Raw genomic sequence first — 15,594 nt, forward strand, 5'->3', positions numbered from 1 at the left:
CGAATTGGTGTTCTACCTTACTACCACACCACCGCTCAACAACACTAAACAGGCCCCGTCATGAACGCCAAGACCATTGCCATCGCCATCGCCCTGATCGCCGGCACCGCGGTTGTTTCGTCGGTGCAGGCCTCCGAATCCATCAAGACCCTGGCCACCGTGCAGGTTCGCCCGGCCGCCGACCAACTGGCCCAGCAGGCCTGGGAACAGGCCAGCGGCATTCCGACCCTGGCCACCGTGGAAGTGCGCCCCAGCGCCGACCAGCTGGCCGAACGCGACGGCTTCACCGCCGCCCCCGTCGCCGCCGCCCTGCCGATCACCACCCTGGCCGCGGTGGAAGTGCGCCCGAGCCTGGAACAGCGCGTTGCCCTGGCCGCCGAACTGGAAGCACAGCGCTACGCAGCCACCCTGGCCGCCGCCGCCACCAGCGTTGCCAACCAGGTGATCGTCAACCTGCCGACCCTGCAGGTGCGTCCGAGCGCGGCCGACCTGCAGGCCCTGGCCACCGAAACCGCCCAGGTCCTGCTGCGCCCGTAAGCGGTGCCCGCCCTGCCCTGGCAGGGCGTGCGCCGTACTGGCAGCCGTCGCAGGTACACTGCGCCGATGAATGCCGCACCCCCGTTCCACGTGATCCTGTTCCAACCGGAAATCCCGCCCAACACGGGCAATGTGATCCGGCTCTGCGCCAACACCGGCGCGCAGCTGCACCTGGTCGAGCCACTCGGCTTCGCACTGGAAGACAAGCAGCTCAAGCGCGCCGGCCTGGACTACCACGAGTACTCGCGCCTGCAGGTGCACCCCGACCTGGACACCGCGCTGGCGCGGATCGCACCGAATCGGTTGTTCGCACTCAGTACCCGCGCCAGCGTGCGCTACGACAGCCTGGCCTTTGAAGAGGGCGACGCCTTCCTGTTCGGCCCGGAAAGCCGCGGCCTGCCGCAGGATGTGCTCGATGCCTTGCCGGAGGGCCGGCGCCTGCGCCTGCCGATGCGGCCGGACAACCGCAGCCTCAATCTTTCCAACACCGTTGCCGTGGTGATGTATGAAGCCTGGCGGCAGCACGGGTTTGCCGGCGGCGCGTGAGAGGAAGCAGCCGAGCATGGGCTCGGCTCTACACGTACGTGTGACCTGCTTATGGTGGGTGTGACCTGCTTATGGTGGGTGCGGACCTTGGTCCGCACCGATGCCCGGATGCGCGCCGAAGAAATGTGCCGACCAAGGTTGGCACCCACCGGAACCCGCTGTCAGAACGCGTTGATGCCGGTCAGTTCGCGGCCAATCACCAGCTGGTGCACGGTCTCGGTGCCTTCATAGGTGATCACCGATTCGAGGTTCAGCGCGTGCCGGATCGCCACGTGTTCGGTGGTGATGCCAGCCCCACCGAGCAGATCGCGACACTCGCGGGCGATGTCGATGGCCATGCGGCAGTTGTTCCACTTGGCCAGGCTGACCTGCTGCGGCTGCAGCTTTCCGGCCTCCTTCAAACGGCCCAGCTGCAGCACCAGCAACTGGGCGGTGGTGATGCGGCGCGCCATCTCGGCCAGCTTGATCTGCGCGCTCTGCGTGGCCGCCAGCGGGCGGCCGAACAGCACGCGCTCCTTGGCGTAGCCCAGCGCTTCATCCAGGCAGGCGATGGCCGCGCCGATCGGGCCCCAGCTGATCCCGTAACGCGCCTGGGTCAGGCACCCGAGCGGCCCCTTCAGGCCCTTCACGTTCGGCAGGCGGTGGCTGTCGGGCACGCGCACATCATCGAAGAACAGCGCGCCGGTCAACGAGGCGCGCAGGCTCATCTTGTGCTTGATTTCCTGCGTGGTGAAACCGGCCATGCCCTTCTCCAGCACGAAGCCCTGGATGCCGTCCTCGGTCTGTGCCCAGACGATGGCCAGGTCGGCCACCGGGCCGCTGGTGATCCACATCTTGCTGCCGCTGATGCGCCAGTCGCTGCCGTCGCGTACCGCTCGGGTCTTCATGCTGGCCGGGTCGGACCCACCGTGCGCCTCGGTCAGGCCGAAGCAGCCGATCAGTTCGCCGCGTGCCATCGCCGGCAACCACTGCTGGCGCTGTTCCTCGCTGCCGTACGCGTAGATGGGATACATGCACAGCGAGCTCTGCACCGAAACGAAGCTGCGCAGGCCCGAATCGCCGCGCTCCAGCTCCTGGCAGATCAGGCCATAGCTGACCGCGCCGAGGCCACCGCCACCGTATTCGGCCGGCAGTGTCGCGCCCAGCAGGCCCAGCGATGCGATCTCCGGTACCAGTTCGGCCGGGAAGCGCGCCTGGTCAAATGCATCGCCGATGATCGGCAGCACGCGCTCATTGGTGAAACGCGCCACGCTGTCCTGTACGGCGCGCTCTTCCTCGCTGAGCAGGGAACGGACATCGAACAGGTCGTACGGATCCAGGGCCATGGCACTCACACGCAGTCGGGACCGGGCCATTGTCGGTCATCCGGGAAGCGCGTGCCGACCAAGGTCGGCTCCCATCCGGCTGCGGGCGTACGCTGCACTGCAGCAATCACGACGTGAACATCGGCGATCTAGCTCGATCACGCCCGTCCCGGTACCCTGACACATTCAAACAACCGTTTCGCCGTGGCTGCACGCGCGATTTCCAGGCAACCGCCGGTGGCCCTGCTACCGGCACTACCCACGAGTCATGCAATCGATGAGCGCTGAAGCCAACGCCCTGCCCCCGCGTGAAGTAATGGAGTTCGACGTGGTGATCGTCGGTGCCGGCCCAGCCGGGCTGGCCACCGCGATCCGCCTGCGCCAGCGTGCGATCGAAGCCGGCCGCGAACTGTCGGTGTGCGTGCTGGAGAAGGGCTCCGAGCCCGGTGCACATGTTCTGTCCGGTGCGGTGATGGACCCGCGCGCCCTGACCGAACTGTTCCCGGACTGGGCCGAACGCGGCGCACCGCTGAAGCAGAAGGTCACCCGCGACGAGTTCCTGTTCCTCAGCGAGACCGGGTCGCGCAGCACGCCCAATGCGCTGCTGCCGGAGTGCTTCCACAACGAAGGCAACTACATCATCAGCCTGGGCGAAGTGACCCGCTGGCTGGCGCAGCAGGCCGAGGCGCTGGAAGTGGCGATCTTCCCCGGCTTCGCCGCCGCCGAGGTGCTGTACGGCGACAACGGCGAAGTGATCGGCGTGGCCACCGGCGACATGGGCATCGAGAAGGACGGCAGCATCGGCCCGGCCTTCGAGCGCGGCATGGCACTGCACGCCAAGTACACGGTCTTCGCCGAAGGCGCGCGCGGCCACCTCGGCCGCCAGCTGATCGCCCGCTACAAGCTGGACGAAGGCAAGGACCCGCAGGCCTACGGCATCGGCATCAAGGAACTGTGGCAGATCGACCCGGCCAGGCATGAGCCGGGCCTGGTGGTGCACGCCGCCGGCTGGCCGCTGGACAGCGACACCTACGGCGGCGCGTTCCTCTACCACGCCGACGGCGGCAAGGTCGCCATCGGCTACGTGGTCGGCCTGGACTACAAGAACCCCTGGCTGAGCCCGTTCGAGGAATTCCAGCGCTTCAAGACCCATCCGGATATCCGCAAGCATCTGGAAGGCGGTACCCGCATCGGCTACGGCGCGCGTGCGATCACCGCCGGCGGCCTGCTGTCGCTGCCGAAGACCGTGTTCCCCGGTGGCGCGCTGGTCGGTTGCGAGGCCGGTTATCTCAACGCCAGCCGCATCAAGGGCAGCCACGCCGCGATCAAGACCGGCATGCTGTGCGCCGACGCCGCGTTCGACGCGCTGGCCGCCGATCGCCAGCACGATGAACTGAGCGCCTATCCGCAGGCCTTCGAAGCCAGCTGGCTGTTCACCGAACTGCAGCAGGCCAAGAACTTCAAGCAGTGGTTCAAGAAGGGCCAGACCGTGGCTACGCTGATGACCGGCGTGGAGCAGTGGCTGCTGCCCAAGCTGGGCGTGCGCAACCCGCCGTGGACGCTGCACCGTACGCAGCCGGACCACGCCTGCCTGGAGCCGGCGGCCCAGCACACCCGCATCAGCTACCCGAAGCCGGACGGGGTGCTGACCTTCGACCGTCTCAGTTCGGTGTTCCTGAGCAGCACCAACCACGACGAGAACCAGCCCAGCCACCTGACCCTGAAGGACCCGAGCATTCCGGTGAAGGTGAACCTGGCCGAGTACGCCGGCCCGGAAGCGCGCTACTGCCCGGCCGGCGTGTACGAGTTCGTTGGCGAAGCCGACAACGCACGCCTGCAGATCAACGCGCAGAACTGCGTGCACTGCAAGACCTGCGACATCAAGGATCCCACCCAGAACATCGTCTGGGTGACCCCGCAGGGCGGCGGCGGCCCGAACTACTCGGGCATGTGACCGCAGGGGGCTGCGACCGCGTGTCGCAGCCCGGCCCGCGGCGGCCACGGCTATCCTCTCCGCCCATGCGTGCCTTCCGTCTGCTCCCTGCCCTCGTCCTGCTGCTGGCGTGCAGCGGCTGCCAGCGCACGGCCACGCCACCGGCCACACCTGAGCAGGCGCGACAACAGGCGATGCAGCGCGCGTTCGAACTGTGTGCGGGCTGCCACACGGTGCAGGCCGGTGGCATCCACCGGTTCGGCCCCAACCTGCACGGTGTGATCGGACGCCGCGCTGGCAGCCTGCCCGACTATGGCTATTCGCAGGGCATGCGCCGGGCCGACATCGTCTGGACCGCGCAGACCCTGGATGCCTTCCTGCAGTCACCAACGCAGCAGGTGCCCGGCACGCGCATGTACAACGCGTTTCCCAGCGCCGAACGACGTGCGCTGGTGATCGCTTACCTGCAGCAGCAGTCTGCTCAGTGAGACAGCCCCTGCAGCTGCTGCTGCAGGCGTGACAGGAACGCCTGGACTTCGGCGAACAACGGCGCGCTGTCCACTTCTCCGGCGTCTTCCAGGCGTTCGACCAGGGCATTGGCCTGCGTTGCCAGCGCATGCGCACCCACCGCCCCGAGCCCCCCGGCCTGGCGATGCAGGTGCAGGGCGGCGGCCTCGCGGTCGCCGGCCTGCACCGCACGCTGCACGGCCGCGATATCCACCTCGCTGGCCTGCAGCAGGGTGGCGGCCAGCTGCACGGCGACCGCATGCGAACCGAAGCGCCGCTGCAGGCCCGCCAGGTCCAGCGATGCGTCGCCCTCCACCGCTGCGGACGACTCGGCGGTCGCCTCCGGTGCCACGGACGCCTGCGGCAGCCATCGCATCAACGCCGCGCGCAGCGTAGCCAGCGACAACGGCTTGGCCAGCACCTCATCCATGCCGGCCTCGCGGCAACGTCGCGCGTCGTCGTCCAGCACGCTGGCCGTCAATGCCAGTACCGGCATGCGCGCCTGGCCCTGGCGGCCTTCGCGCTCGCGCAGCAGGCGGGTGAACGCAAAGCCATCGAGAACCGGCATGCGGCAATCGGTGATCACCAGGTCGAAGCGTTCCGACGCCAACCGGTCCAGCGCCTGCTGGCCATCACTCACCAGCACGTGCGGAAGGCCCAGCTGCTGCAGCCGCCAGGCCATCATCGCCTGGTTGGTCGGATGATCCTCGATCACCAGCACGCGGCTCTGGCGCAGCGCGGTCGGCAGCAGCGCCGCCTGCTCGTGCTCGCTCGCCAGCACGGCGACGTCCTCGATGCCGGCTTCCACCAGCGACAGACGGACCTCCGCGCGGGTGCCCTCGCCGAGCGTGCTCTGCAGGGTCAACGTGCCGTCCATCATCTGCACCAGCCGCTGGCAGATGCTCAGGCCCAGGCCGGTTCCGCCATGGTCGCGCTGGATGTATGCACCGGCCTGGGTGAACGGCGCGAAGAGGTGCTGCAGCTGTTCCGGCGCGATGCCCATGCCGGTATCGATGACGCTCAGGCACAACGGCTGACTGCCATCGGCGGTGGTCGGCCCGAGCACCTCCAGCCGCAGCCACACATCGCCCTGCGCGGTGAACTTGATGGCATTGCTGAGCAGGTTGAAGACGATCTGCCGCAGGCGCACGCCATCCACTTCATGCGCCGCAGCCAGCTGCGGATCGATCTGCACGTGCAGGGCCAGGCCACGCGCGCTGGCCTGCGCCGACATCAGCCGGCACACGCCTTCCAGCAGGGTCCGCAGTGACAATGGCACCGGTTCCAGGCGCAGCGCACCGGCTTCGATGCGCGAGTAGTCGAGGATGTCATCGAGGATCTGCCGCAGCATCTGCGCAGAATCCTCGATCACGGCAAGGATGCGCTGCTGTTCTGCATCCAGCGGCGAGTGCGCCAGCACTTCCAGCATGCCCAGTACACCGCTCATCGGCGTGCGGATCTCATGACTCATCGTGGCCAGGAAGCGTGATTTGGCCTCGGCCGCCTGTTCCGCCTCGATCTTGGCCGCCGCCAGCGCATCGGCCTGTACGCGTGCCTGGGTCACGTCCACCCAGTAGCCGCTCCAGGTGACGGCGCCGGCCTCGGTGGCGTAAGGGTGAGCCTGGCTGCGTACCCAGCGCGCGGGCGTGCCGTCATCACCCGGCAGCAGGCGGAACTCGAAGGCCAGCGGCGCGAACTGGCGGGCCGCCTGGTCGATCGCCTGCAGCACGGCCTGGCGGTCGGTGTCCTCGATCCGCGCCAGCAGCGCCTGCGCATCCTGCTCGGCACGCTGCCGCGGAATGCCGAACAGTGCCTGCAGGTCGCCGGCGATGAAGGGGAAGGCCAGGCTGCCGTCCGCGTCGCGACGTGCCTGGTAGACCACCGCAGGCAGATTGTCGGTGACCTCGGCCAGGCGCTGCTCCAGATGGCGGCGACCGGCCACCTCCCGGCGCAGCCGCCAGTGACCGACGCCATGCACCACCGCCCCGGTCAGCAGCACCAGCAGCAGCGGAAGCCCCCAATGCAGCACGGCGTCCCAGTCCACGCCACTGCGATATTCCACGGCCAGCCAGTCGCCCCGCAGCGCCTCATGCTCCCGCGGTGACATCTGCAGCAGCAGGCGGTCGAAGGTGGTCGCCAGGGCGGCATGGCGACGGTCGACAGCCAGCGCCAGCTGGTCGCCGAATCCGGCCGGCGCAAGGATCTGCAGACGGCCCGGGAAGCGGTTGCGCAACAGGTGATCGACCAGGACCAGGTTGCCCACGTAGGCATCGGCCTCGCCATTGGCCAATCGCTGCAACGCCTGCTCGCCACTGCGCGCGGGAATGATCTTTGCCCGTGGCGCCTGCTGCAGCACGTAGCCGCGCAGGCGTTCCGGGTCGGACAGCAGCACGCGCTTGCCCTGCAGATCGGCCAGCCCCAGGATCGCCGGGCTGTCGCGCGTGCCGACGATCACGCTCGGCACGCTGATGAAGGGCTGGCTGAACACCCAGTCCGGCCCCAGGTAGCGCGAATCGGTGGGAATGCCCATCACCGCCTGCACCTCACCCTGCAGCGCCTTCTCGCGCACCTCGAACCAGTCGTGGCTGGTTTCCACCTCCAGGTTGGCGCCGACCTGGATCAGCCGCCGCAGGTACTCGCTGGTCAGGCCGCTGGGCTGGCCGTCGTCGTCGGTGAACGAAAGCGGCGCGGCATTGGGCGCGAAGGTGATCTTCAACGGCTGCTGCAGCACGCGCTTTTCGGCCTGGCTCAGGGCCAGCTGCGCCGACGCGGACCATTCCGGAGGCCGCAGCCAGCGCTGGGCCAGCGCGTCCCGCTGCGCCTGGCTGGTGGCAGCCAGCGCAAGATCCAGTGCCTCGGCCAGCGGTTGCTTGCTGTTGGGGACGCCGAAGTGCGCCCGCTCCGGCGGCAGATCGCTGGGCCGCAGCAGCACCACTCCCTTCAGCTGATGGGCCGCGATCAGCTCGGTGGCGACATAGGCATTACCGATATAGACGTCGGCCTTGTCGTCTCTGACCATCTGCAACGCCGCCAAAGTGCCATTTGCGACAAGTTGTCGAGCGCGTGGAAACCGTGCACGCACCTGCGGTGCGGTCAGGAAATCCTGCTCGATCACGACGCGCAGTCCGTCAAGATCCGGCATCTCCGAAGCACGCAGGTCTCCAGGTCGTCCGACCACCGCCAGCGGCGCTTCGACATAGGCCGAGGTGTAGACCATGCAACGGGTTCGGTCGGCACTCAGGCCGATGTTCATGACCACATCGATCTCGCCCCGGCATGCCGCGTCCAGCACGGATGTCCAGTCCGGATAGCGGCGTGCCTCGACTTTCACGCCCAAACGACGAGCCAAAAGCGACAAGTAGTCCGGTCCCAGGCCGACCTGCTGGCCTTCGTGGATCGACTCGAAAGGGGGCCAACCGCTGTCATACTGCCCGACGACGATGCGAGGGTGCGCGGTCAGGTATTCGCGTTGCAGGGGACTCAACGGCAATGGGCCGGGCGCGAGTTGCGCCCAAGCGACGGCAGGACCCAACATGGCCAGCAGCAGGACCCGCCCGCGAACAGCCCAGCTACGCATCGGCGTTGATCTCCTAGAATCCTGCCAGGAGCCGCGATGGTCGCGGCCCGGCGTGCCCGGTGGTCATACTAGAGCATGAGCTTGCGCATCATCATCGCAGACGACCACCCCGTGGTCCGTATCGGAACCCGCGCCGTCATCGAGTCCAGCGGCGTTGGCCAGGTCGTCGGTGAAGCCGACAGCGCCCAGGCGCTGATGGCGCTGCTGACCAGCCAGCCATGCGACCTGCTGGTCACCGACTATTCGATGCCCGGCAGTCCCCAGGCCGATGGCTTCGCCATGATCGGCATGATCCGGCGCCGCCATCCCGACCTCAAGGTGCTGATGCTCAGCGTTTCCAGCAACCTGGCGATCCTGCGCATGGTGCTCGACAGCGGCGTGCTCGGCCTGGTCGACAAGAGTTCGTCGATGGACGAGCTGCCGCAGGCGATCCAGGCGGTGAACCGCGGCCAGCTCTATATCAGCCGCAGCCTGCGCGAGCGGGTCGAGGCCGCCGGCAGCTGGCGCATGCGCGAAGGCGACGGCAAACCGCTGTCGCCGCGCGAACTGGAAGTGCTGCGGTTGCTCGGCACCGGCATGACGGTGAAGGAGATCTCGGTGCAGCTGCACAAGAGCGTCAGCACCATCAGCCGGCAGAAGGGCGATGCGATGCTGAAGCTGGGCCTGAAAGGCGATGCGGAGCTGTTCGACTATCTGCGTGACGGCAAAATCTGAATCCTGTCCATCCGGCCATTGAACTTTCAGGCAGGCTTCATGCCTCCTGACGCTAGATGAATACGCACGCCGCCCAGTGGCCCACGCAATGTTCCGGCAATCTCCGGGCGCCAGCGTGGTCACTACGGCAGCCAGGGCGCCCGCGCCCTCCCTGCCCACCGTGGCATGCCCCTACAGGAGAACCGAACATGCTCAGTACTTCCGCTCTCAGCTTCCGTGGCGTGGCGATGGCCCTGGCCCTGCTGGCCGGTGTCGCCGTGGTCAGCGACGCCAGCGCCATGTCGAGGAAGGACAAGCGCACCGTCGTCGGTGCGGTGGTGGGCGGCGTCGCCGGCCACCTGATCTCCAATGGCGATCCGGCCGCCACCGTCGGCGGTGCCGTGGCCGGCGGCGCGATCGGCAACCTGACCACCCCGGACCGCCACGACCGTCGTTATGACCGCCGCTACGACCGCGGCTACCAGCGCGGCTACGACCGGGGCTATGGCTATCGGGACCGCGGTCATGACCGCCGCTGGCGCGACAGCGACCGCCGCTACTACCACGACCGCGGTCGCCACCGCGGCTGGTAACCCTCGCCGGCACTGCCCGGCATCACCGGCAACGGGCGGGTCGATGACCCGCCCGTTTGCGTCGGGACCGTCCATGGCGTTGAATGCGCAGCCCTGGATGACTCCTTTGCCCCCGGCCCCCGCATGACCTCCACCGCCCACCGCGTGCAGGGCCTCAACAACGATGAGGTCGCTGCCGACTGGCCCGCGATCGATGCAGCCGAGGTTGCCTGGCTGGCCCGCCGTTATCCGGTGCTGGACGCGGACAGCGCCCTGCGTTGGCACAGCCCCCGGCCGTTGTCGGCCGCCGCGCTGGCCGAAGGTGCCCGCGGCCGGGTGTTCATCAAGCGCCACCACCGCAGCGTGCGCAGTGCCGCCTGCCTGCAGGAGGAACACCGCTTCATCGCCCATCTGGACGCTGCCGGCGTGCCGGTGGTGAAGGTTCTGCCCACCGCCGGAGGCGACAGCGCCATCGAGCATGGGCCTTGGACCTATGAACTGCATTCGCCGGGGGTGGGTGACGATCTGTACCGCGACGCCGCCTCCTGGACGCTGCTGACGGACACCGCACGGGCGCGTTCTGCCGGACGCATGCTGGCCCGGCTGCATCAGGCCGCCGCCAGCTACCACGCCCCTCAGCGCAGCACGCATGTCCTGGTGGCACGCGACGAGCTGATCCGCGCCGCCGACCCCATCGGCGCGCTGGAAGCGGGTCTTCCCGACCGCCCGGGACTGGCGCGCTACCTGGCGCGGATTCCGTGGCAGGCGCAGCTGCGCCGCGACGTCCTGCCCTGGCATGCCGGCCTGGCCGAGCGCCTGTCCGCCGAGCCGCCGCTGTGGGCGCACAACGACTGGCATGTGTCCAACCTGCTGTGGCGCGGCGACGACGTCAGCACCGTGCTGGATTTCGGCCTCGCCTCACCCACCAGCGCGCTGTTCGACCTGGCCACCGCGATCGAGCGCAATGCCGTGGCCTGGCTGGAGCTGGAGCGGGGCCATGAGGCGGTGCGCATCGACATCGCGCTGGCGCTGCTCGACGGCTACCGCGAAGTACTGCCGTTGTCGGCCACCCGCCTGCACCTGCTGGCGGACCTGCTGCCGATGGTCCACTTCGACTTCGCACTGTCCGAAGTGGAGTACTTCGAAGGCATCACCGGCTCGACAGCGAACGCCGATGTCGCCTGGTATCCCTTCATGCTGGGCCATGCCGCGTGGTTCGCCAGCGCACCCGGCCAGGCCCTGCTGCAGGCGCTGCATGCCGCCGCCTGAAGGGCATCGGCTCGCAAATCCCTGCCATCTGTAGTGAAATAGCGGCCTGAAGCGGGGGTGCCTGGATCTGCAGGCTGAGAGAGTCCCTTGGAACCTGATCCGGTTTGCACCGGCGTAGGGAGCTTTGAGCCGCAGCCACACCCCCGTTCCGGGCCGGTGCACCTGCGCGCCGTCGCTTCGTCTCCCCTGTTGTCCGAAGACGAATCGAATGAACCGCTGCCTGCGTCCCACCCTGCTCGCTCTCGCCCTCTGTGCCGCGCTGCCGCTGCATGCCAGCGAGGCTGGAGCCTCCCCCGACGTGACAGCCGACAGCGGCGAACGTTCGCCCACCGAGCTGGCAGCGGTCCGCGTGCAGGCCGGCAGGCCGGCGGCCGACAGCGCGCGGGTCAGTGCATTCGGCGCCGGCTCCTGGAAGGACACCCCGGCCTCGGTGAACGTGCTCGAACGCGACTACCTCGACCGTCGACAGGTGCGCTCGTTGTCCGAACTGGCCAGCAATGACGCCTCGCTCGGTGATGCCTACGCGCCGGTGGGCTACTACCAGAACGTCGCCATCCGCGGCTTCGCGCTCGATGCCGCCACCGGCTACCGCTTCAACGGCCTGGCCATCGCCGGCGAACAGCGGCTGGCGCTGGAGAACGTGCAGGCGGTGGAGATCCTGAAGGGTGAAGCCGGCCTCGCCGCGGGGGTGATGGCACCCGGCGGCATCATCAACTACATCGGCAAGCGCCCGGCGGAAGTGCGCACGGCTACCCTTGGCACCGATTCGGAAGGCTCGCGCTATGCCGCCGTCGATGTCGGCCACTGGATCACGCCGCGTTTCGGCATCCGCCTCAATGCCGCCTGGGAGGGCAGCGAGTCCTACGTCGAGCACGCCGACGGCCGCCGCAACTTCTATTCGCTTGCAGCGGACTGGCTGATCGGCGAGCGCGGCAAGCTGGAAGTGGACGCCAACTACCAGACCAGTTCGCAGCGCTCGGTGTCCGGCTACCAGCTGCTGGGCGCACGGGAGCTGCCTCGTGGCGTCGACCGCGAGCACCTGCTGGGCTATCAGCCGTGGCAGCGCCCGGTGGAGATCGCCAGCACCAACATCACCGCCGTACACACCTACGACTTCAACGAGCGCTGGCAGTCGCGGCTGTCGGTGGGCCACAGCCGCTCGGTGATCGACGACAACGTCGCCTTCGCCTATGGCTGCTACTACGCCGACGCGTGCGCTGATGGCAGCGTGCCCGGCAACTACTTCGCCCCCAACGGCGACTACGACATCTACGACTACCGCAGTCCGGACGATACCCGCCGCAACCAGCAGGCGCGCGCCGAGCTGCGTGGCCGCTTCGACACCGGCAGCGTCGGCCACCAGCTGACGGTCGGCGCCGACACGTTCCGCCGCACGGTGGACAGGCGACCGAGCGTCAACGAGTACGTAGGCAGCAGCAACATCCACGACACGCAGGTGCCGGTGTACGAGCCCTCGCCGCTGATGCCCGGCCCGTCCGCACGGCGCCTGGACAGCCGCCAGACCGCCGTGTTCGCGCTGGACCGCATACAGTTCGGCGATGACTGGCAGTGGCTGGCTGGTGGCCGCTTCGTCCGCCTGGACGAGCGCGCGTACGACAAGCGCGGCACGCCGCAGCGGCACAGCCGGCTGTCGCGCTTCCTGCCGCAGACCGCGCTGGTATGGAAGGCCACCGACCAGCTCAATGCGTACGCCAGTTATGTGCGCGGCATTGCGCTGGGCCAGGAGGCACCGTTCTGGACCTCCAACGCCGATGCCTTCCTGCCGGCGGTGCAGTCACGGCAGCTGGAAGCCGGCGTCAAGTACGTGCCAGCTGCCTCGCTCACCCTGGGCGCCGCGCTGTTCCGCATCTCGCAGCCCTACCAGTACGCCATGCCGGATGACAGCGATGCCGGTTACACCTTCGTCGAGCGCGGCACGCAGACCCATACCGGCCTGGAGCTGACCGCCAACGGCCAGCTGACCGATGCGCTGCAGATCGTCGCCAGCGCCAGCGTGCTGCAGGCGCGTGCACGCGATACCGGCACGCCGGGCCAGGAAGGCCATCAGCTGGTGAACGTGCCGAAGGTGCGTGCCAGTGTGCATCTGGCCTACGCACTGCCGTTCGTGCAGGGCCTGGATGTCACCGGTGGCTGGCGCTATGCCGCCGCCAATGTGGCCCGTGCCGACGGCGGCGTGCGTGCGCCGGACTATTCGGTGTTCGATGCCGGCCTGCGCTTCCGCCACCGCGTGCATGAGCGCGCCGTGACCTGGAACCTGTCGGTGGACAACGTGTTCAACCGCTTCTACTGGCGCGACACCGGCAGCAGCGGCGGTGACTACTACCTGTTCCCCGGCGCACCGCGACAGGCACGCCTGTCGGTGACGTTCGCGCTGTGAGCGGCGCCGTGCTCGAGTGGACCGCCGCGTTGTGCAGCGTGCTGGGCGTATGGCTGATGGCGCGCCGGCGGCTGGCAGCGTGGCCGGTCGGCCTGCTGTCGGTGGCGCTGTACGGCCTGGTGTTCGCCGAGGCCAGGCTGTACTCCGACACGCTGCTGCAGGTCGCCTTCGCCGGCTTCCTGGTCTATGGCTGGATCAACTGGCGCCAGCACGCCGCCGACGAGGGCAGCATCCGCATCGTGCCCCTGGCGCGCGGGAAACTGCTGCGTGACCTGATCATCGGCCTGTGCGGTGGCGTGGCGCTGGGCACGGTCATGCACACCTTCACCGATGCCGCGCTGCCATGGCTGGACGCGATGCTGACCGCCCTGAGCCTGGTCGGCCAGTGGTGGCAGGCGCGCCGCCATGTGGCGTGCTGGTGGGTGTGGATCGGGGTGGACGTGGTCTATGTGGGCGCGTACCTGTTCAAGTCGCTGCACGTCACGGCCGCGCTGTATGTGTTCTTCCTGGGGCTGGCAGTATTCGGCCTGCGCGCCTGGAGTTCGGCGGCGCGGGAGCGCGAGCTGCTGCCGGCGCGGTAGTGCCGCGCGGTACACCTCGCTTCGGCTGCAGCACCAGCCCCAACCGCAACGGCTGGCGCATGTCGCCCGGTGGCGCCGACGACAGCGGCGCCGACTGCAGCGTCGCGCGCAGATCCGCGTCCGCCTGCGCATCGCCGAGACTGTCGAATTCCAGTTTCGCGATGCGGCCATCGGCTGCGATCCAGAGGCTGACCGGCAGCGGCGTGGACACCTGTGGGTGCGCCTGCAGCCAGGCCAGCACGCGCTGCACCTTCGGGTCCTGCTCCTGCTGCAGGCGCTGCTGCAGCTCACTGCCTGCCGTGGCGGCGTAGGCCATCCAGTGCGGTGGAGCCTCATCGGCCGAGACGGCCCCGGCGCCGCCCAGCGCCAGAAGGCCGATCAGCGATGCCAGCGGTCGCCACCAGCGGCGGCGGTCGGCGCGAAGTACGGATTCCATGGCAGCACCCTCATGCAGTCGTCCAGCGCTCCATCGTCGGCGGCGCGGATGACAGGCAGATGGCGGGCAGGCATTACCCGCCCAGGTCGGCCAGCACCTTGCGCGAAGGCGCGAAGAAGGTCACGCCGGTCATCGCGGTAGAGAAGTCCAGGATGCGGTCATGCAGCGGCGCAGGGTTGCCGATGAACATGCGCTCGAGCATCTTCTCGATCACCCACAGGCGGCGCGTGTAGCCGATGAAGTACGTACCGTACTCACCGCGCCCCGGATTGGCGAAGGGCATGTTGTCGCGCAGGATGTCGTGCTCGCCGTCGGCGTCCTCGATGGTGCACAGCGTCTTGTGCGACTTCTGCGCGTCGGCCGGTGCATCGTCCAGCTCGGTGTTGTCGTGCTTGGTGCGGCCGATGATCGCCTCCTGCACCTCGGTCTTCTGCGCGCGCCATGCGTCGAGGTTGTGCAGGTACTTCTGTACCACCACGTAGCTGCCGCCGGCATGCGCGGGATCCTCGTCGCCGACGATCGTGGCGTCCGGCAGCGACAACCCTTCCGGATTGGCCGTGCCGTCAACGAAATCGAGCAGGTCGCGGCCGTCGAAATAGCGGAAGCCGGCCACCTCATCGACCGTCTCCACCGCATCGCCGAACGCCATCAGCAGGTTGCGCTCGAACGCCACGATCAGGTCCATCGTGCGTGCCCGGATGTGGTACAGCAGATCGCCCGGGGTCGACACCGCGGTGTGGGTGGCGCCCTTGATCTCGCGGAACGGATGCAGCTCGCGCGGCGGCGTGCTGCCAACCAGCGGCTGCCACACACGGTGGCCGATCGCCACATTGCAGGTGAAGGTCCGTTCGATCTCGCGGATGGCCGTGTTCTTGATCAGGTCATCGGTGCTGGCCAGCACGTCGCGTACCTTCGCGATCGAGTCCGCATCATCCTTCACCTTCAGCACCAGGAAGGCGGCCGAGTGGGTCAGCGGCGCAGTGATCTGCTGCGGCTCGTTGTCGAGCGTGTGATTGAGGGCGGTGATCGGTGCGGGCTGGGAATTCACGGCAGTTCCTGCGGGCTTGAGGCGGGCGCATCGCGCATGGTGCAGCGATGTGCGGGCGATCATAGCGGAACGGCTTCCGCTGCGACGGAGCGGTTCTCAGTCGCGCGCCAGCCGCTTGGGGCGCAGAAAAGTGAAGCCCGGCGCGAGGCCGGGCTTCGATGGCGTGCGGGAGAGAGAGAGAGAGTCACACGCC

12 protein-coding genes, 1 pseudogene and 1 riboswitch are annotated in these 15,594 nt (G+C 68.3%); of the genes and pseudogenes, 9 read left to right on the forward strand and 4 right to left on the reverse strand.

Annotation, left to right across the window (positions count from 1 at the left end; translation table 11 throughout):
* Positions 1-60 precede the first annotated feature (60 nt).
* Both AC06FB_RS11455 and AC06FB_RS11460 read left to right on the forward strand, forming a co-directional pair.
* Positions 61-537, forward strand: coding sequence for an XAC0231 family protein (locus tag AC06FB_RS11455; RefSeq protein ID WP_065182052.1), 477 nt, complete (start codon positions 61-63; stop codon positions 535-537).
* A gap of 66 nt (positions 538-603) precedes the next feature.
* The gene (locus tag AC06FB_RS11460) at positions 604-1,083 is read left to right on the forward strand and encodes a tRNA (cytidine(34)-2'-O)-methyltransferase (RefSeq protein ID WP_461289099.1); all 480 of its coding nucleotides are present in this window, start codon (positions 604-606) and stop codon (positions 1,081-1,083) included.
* 161 nt (positions 1,084-1,244) lie between these two features.
* On the opposite strand, the gene AC06FB_RS11465 is transcribed toward AC06FB_RS11460, so the two are convergent.
* Positions 1,245-2,408, reverse strand: coding sequence for an acyl-CoA dehydrogenase family protein (locus AC06FB_RS11465; protein WP_128989302.1), 1,164 nt, complete (start codon positions 2,406-2,408; stop codon positions 1,245-1,247).
* A 256-nt stretch (positions 2,409-2,664) separates the two neighbouring features.
* Between AC06FB_RS11465 and AC06FB_RS11470 the strand changes: the two genes are divergently transcribed.
* Both AC06FB_RS11470 and AC06FB_RS11475 read left to right on the forward strand, forming a co-directional pair.
* The gene (locus AC06FB_RS11470; protein ID WP_340044210.1) at positions 2,665-4,341 is read left to right on the forward strand and encodes an electron transfer flavoprotein-ubiquinone oxidoreductase; all 1,677 of its coding nucleotides are present in this window, start codon (positions 2,665-2,667) and stop codon (positions 4,339-4,341) included.
* 65 nt (positions 4,342-4,406) lie between these two features.
* The gene (locus AC06FB_RS11475; RefSeq protein ID WP_053518416.1) at positions 4,407-4,808 is read left to right on the forward strand and encodes a c-type cytochrome; all 402 of its coding nucleotides are present in this window, start codon (positions 4,407-4,409) and stop codon (positions 4,806-4,808) included.
* On the opposite strand, the gene AC06FB_RS11480 is transcribed toward AC06FB_RS11475, so the two are convergent.
* On the reverse strand, positions 4,802-8,404 hold the full coding sequence (locus tag AC06FB_RS11480; protein ID WP_053518415.1) for an ATP-binding protein: 3,603 nt from the start codon (positions 8,402-8,404) through the stop codon (positions 4,802-4,804). The genes AC06FB_RS11475 and AC06FB_RS11480 overlap by 7 nt on opposite strands.
* Positions 8,405-8,479: 75 nt before the next feature.
* Between AC06FB_RS11480 and AC06FB_RS11485 the strand changes: the two genes are divergently transcribed.
* The 5 genes from AC06FB_RS11485 (at position 8,480) to pnuC (ending at position 13,917) form a co-directional block, all read left to right on the forward strand.
* Positions 8,480-9,118, forward strand: coding sequence for a response regulator (locus AC06FB_RS11485; RefSeq protein ID WP_053518414.1), 639 nt, complete (start codon positions 8,480-8,482; stop codon positions 9,116-9,118).
* Between the two features lie 188 nt (positions 9,119-9,306).
* Positions 9,307-9,690 carry a glycine zipper 2TM domain-containing protein gene (locus tag AC06FB_RS11490; RefSeq protein ID WP_074902303.1) on the forward strand — a complete coding sequence of 128 codons (384 nt, stop codon included), beginning with the start codon at positions 9,307-9,309 and terminating at the stop codon, positions 9,688-9,690.
* 123 nt (positions 9,691-9,813) lie between these two features.
* The gene (locus tag AC06FB_RS11495) at positions 9,814-10,938 is read left to right on the forward strand and encodes a phosphotransferase enzyme family protein (protein ID WP_478053711.1); all 1,125 of its coding nucleotides are present in this window, start codon (positions 9,814-9,816) and stop codon (positions 10,936-10,938) included.
* 43 nt (positions 10,939-10,981) lie between these two features.
* Positions 10,982-11,076: riboswitch (TPP riboswitch) on the forward strand.
* Between the two features lie 70 nt (positions 11,077-11,146).
* A complete protein-coding gene (locus AC06FB_RS11500; RefSeq protein WP_478053712.1) occupies positions 11,147-13,336 on the forward strand; it encodes a TonB-dependent receptor in 2,190 nt (729 codons plus the stop codon).
* 8 nt (positions 13,337-13,344) lie between these two features.
* The gene (pnuC, locus tag AC06FB_RS11505; protein WP_459040829.1) at positions 13,345-13,917 is read left to right on the forward strand and encodes a nicotinamide riboside transporter PnuC; all 573 of its coding nucleotides are present in this window, start codon (positions 13,345-13,347) and stop codon (positions 13,915-13,917) included.
* A 22-nt stretch (positions 13,918-13,939) separates the two neighbouring features.
* Here the strand turns inward: pnuC and AC06FB_RS11510 are convergent.
* Together AC06FB_RS11510 and AC06FB_RS11515 are read right to left on the reverse strand one after the other, a co-directional pair.
* Positions 13,940-14,353, reverse strand: a pseudogene (locus AC06FB_RS11510) (hypothetical protein); the annotation flags it as partial.
* A 73-nt stretch (positions 14,354-14,426) separates the two neighbouring features.
* On the reverse strand, positions 14,427-15,401 hold the full coding sequence (locus tag AC06FB_RS11515; RefSeq protein ID WP_065174161.1) for a Dyp-type peroxidase: 975 nt from the start codon (positions 15,399-15,401) through the stop codon (positions 14,427-14,429).
* Positions 15,402-15,594: the final 193 nt, after the last annotated feature.

The sequence above is a fragment of the Stenotrophomonas sp. Steno-C15 genome (assembly GCF_056393265.1).

Excerpts from the sequence above, each read along its gene's own strand:
- AC06FB_RS11465 (WP_128989302.1), bottom strand. The coding sequence starts at position 2,408 with ATGGCCCTGGATCCGTACGACCTGTTCGATGTCCGTTCCCTGCTCAGC.
- AC06FB_RS11490 (WP_074902303.1), top strand. The coding sequence starts at position 9,307 with ATGCTCAGTACTTCCGCTCTCAGCTTCCGTGGCGTGGCGATGGCCCTG.
- AC06FB_RS11470 (WP_340044210.1), top strand. The coding sequence starts at position 2,665 with ATGAGCGCTGAAGCCAACGCCCTGCCCCCGCGTGAAGTAATGGAGTTC.
- AC06FB_RS11480 (WP_053518415.1), bottom strand. The coding sequence starts at position 8,404 with ATGCGTAGCTGGGCTGTTCGCGGGCGGGTCCTGCTGCTGGCCATGTTG.
- AC06FB_RS11500 (WP_478053712.1), top strand. The coding sequence starts at position 11,147 with ATGAACCGCTGCCTGCGTCCCACCCTGCTCGCTCTCGCCCTCTGTGCC.
- AC06FB_RS11460 (WP_461289099.1), top strand. The coding sequence starts at position 604 with ATGAATGCCGCACCCCCGTTCCACGTGATCCTGTTCCAACCGGAAATC.
- AC06FB_RS11475 (WP_053518416.1), top strand. The coding sequence starts at position 4,407 with ATGCGTGCCTTCCGTCTGCTCCCTGCCCTCGTCCTGCTGCTGGCGTGC.
- AC06FB_RS11485 (WP_053518414.1), top strand. The coding sequence starts at position 8,480 with ATGAGCTTGCGCATCATCATCGCAGACGACCACCCCGTGGTCCGTATC.
- AC06FB_RS11495 (WP_478053711.1), top strand. The coding sequence starts at position 9,814 with ATGACCTCCACCGCCCACCGCGTGCAGGGCCTCAACAACGATGAGGTC.
- AC06FB_RS11455 (WP_065182052.1), top strand. The coding sequence starts at position 61 with ATGAACGCCAAGACCATTGCCATCGCCATCGCCCTGATCGCCGGCACC.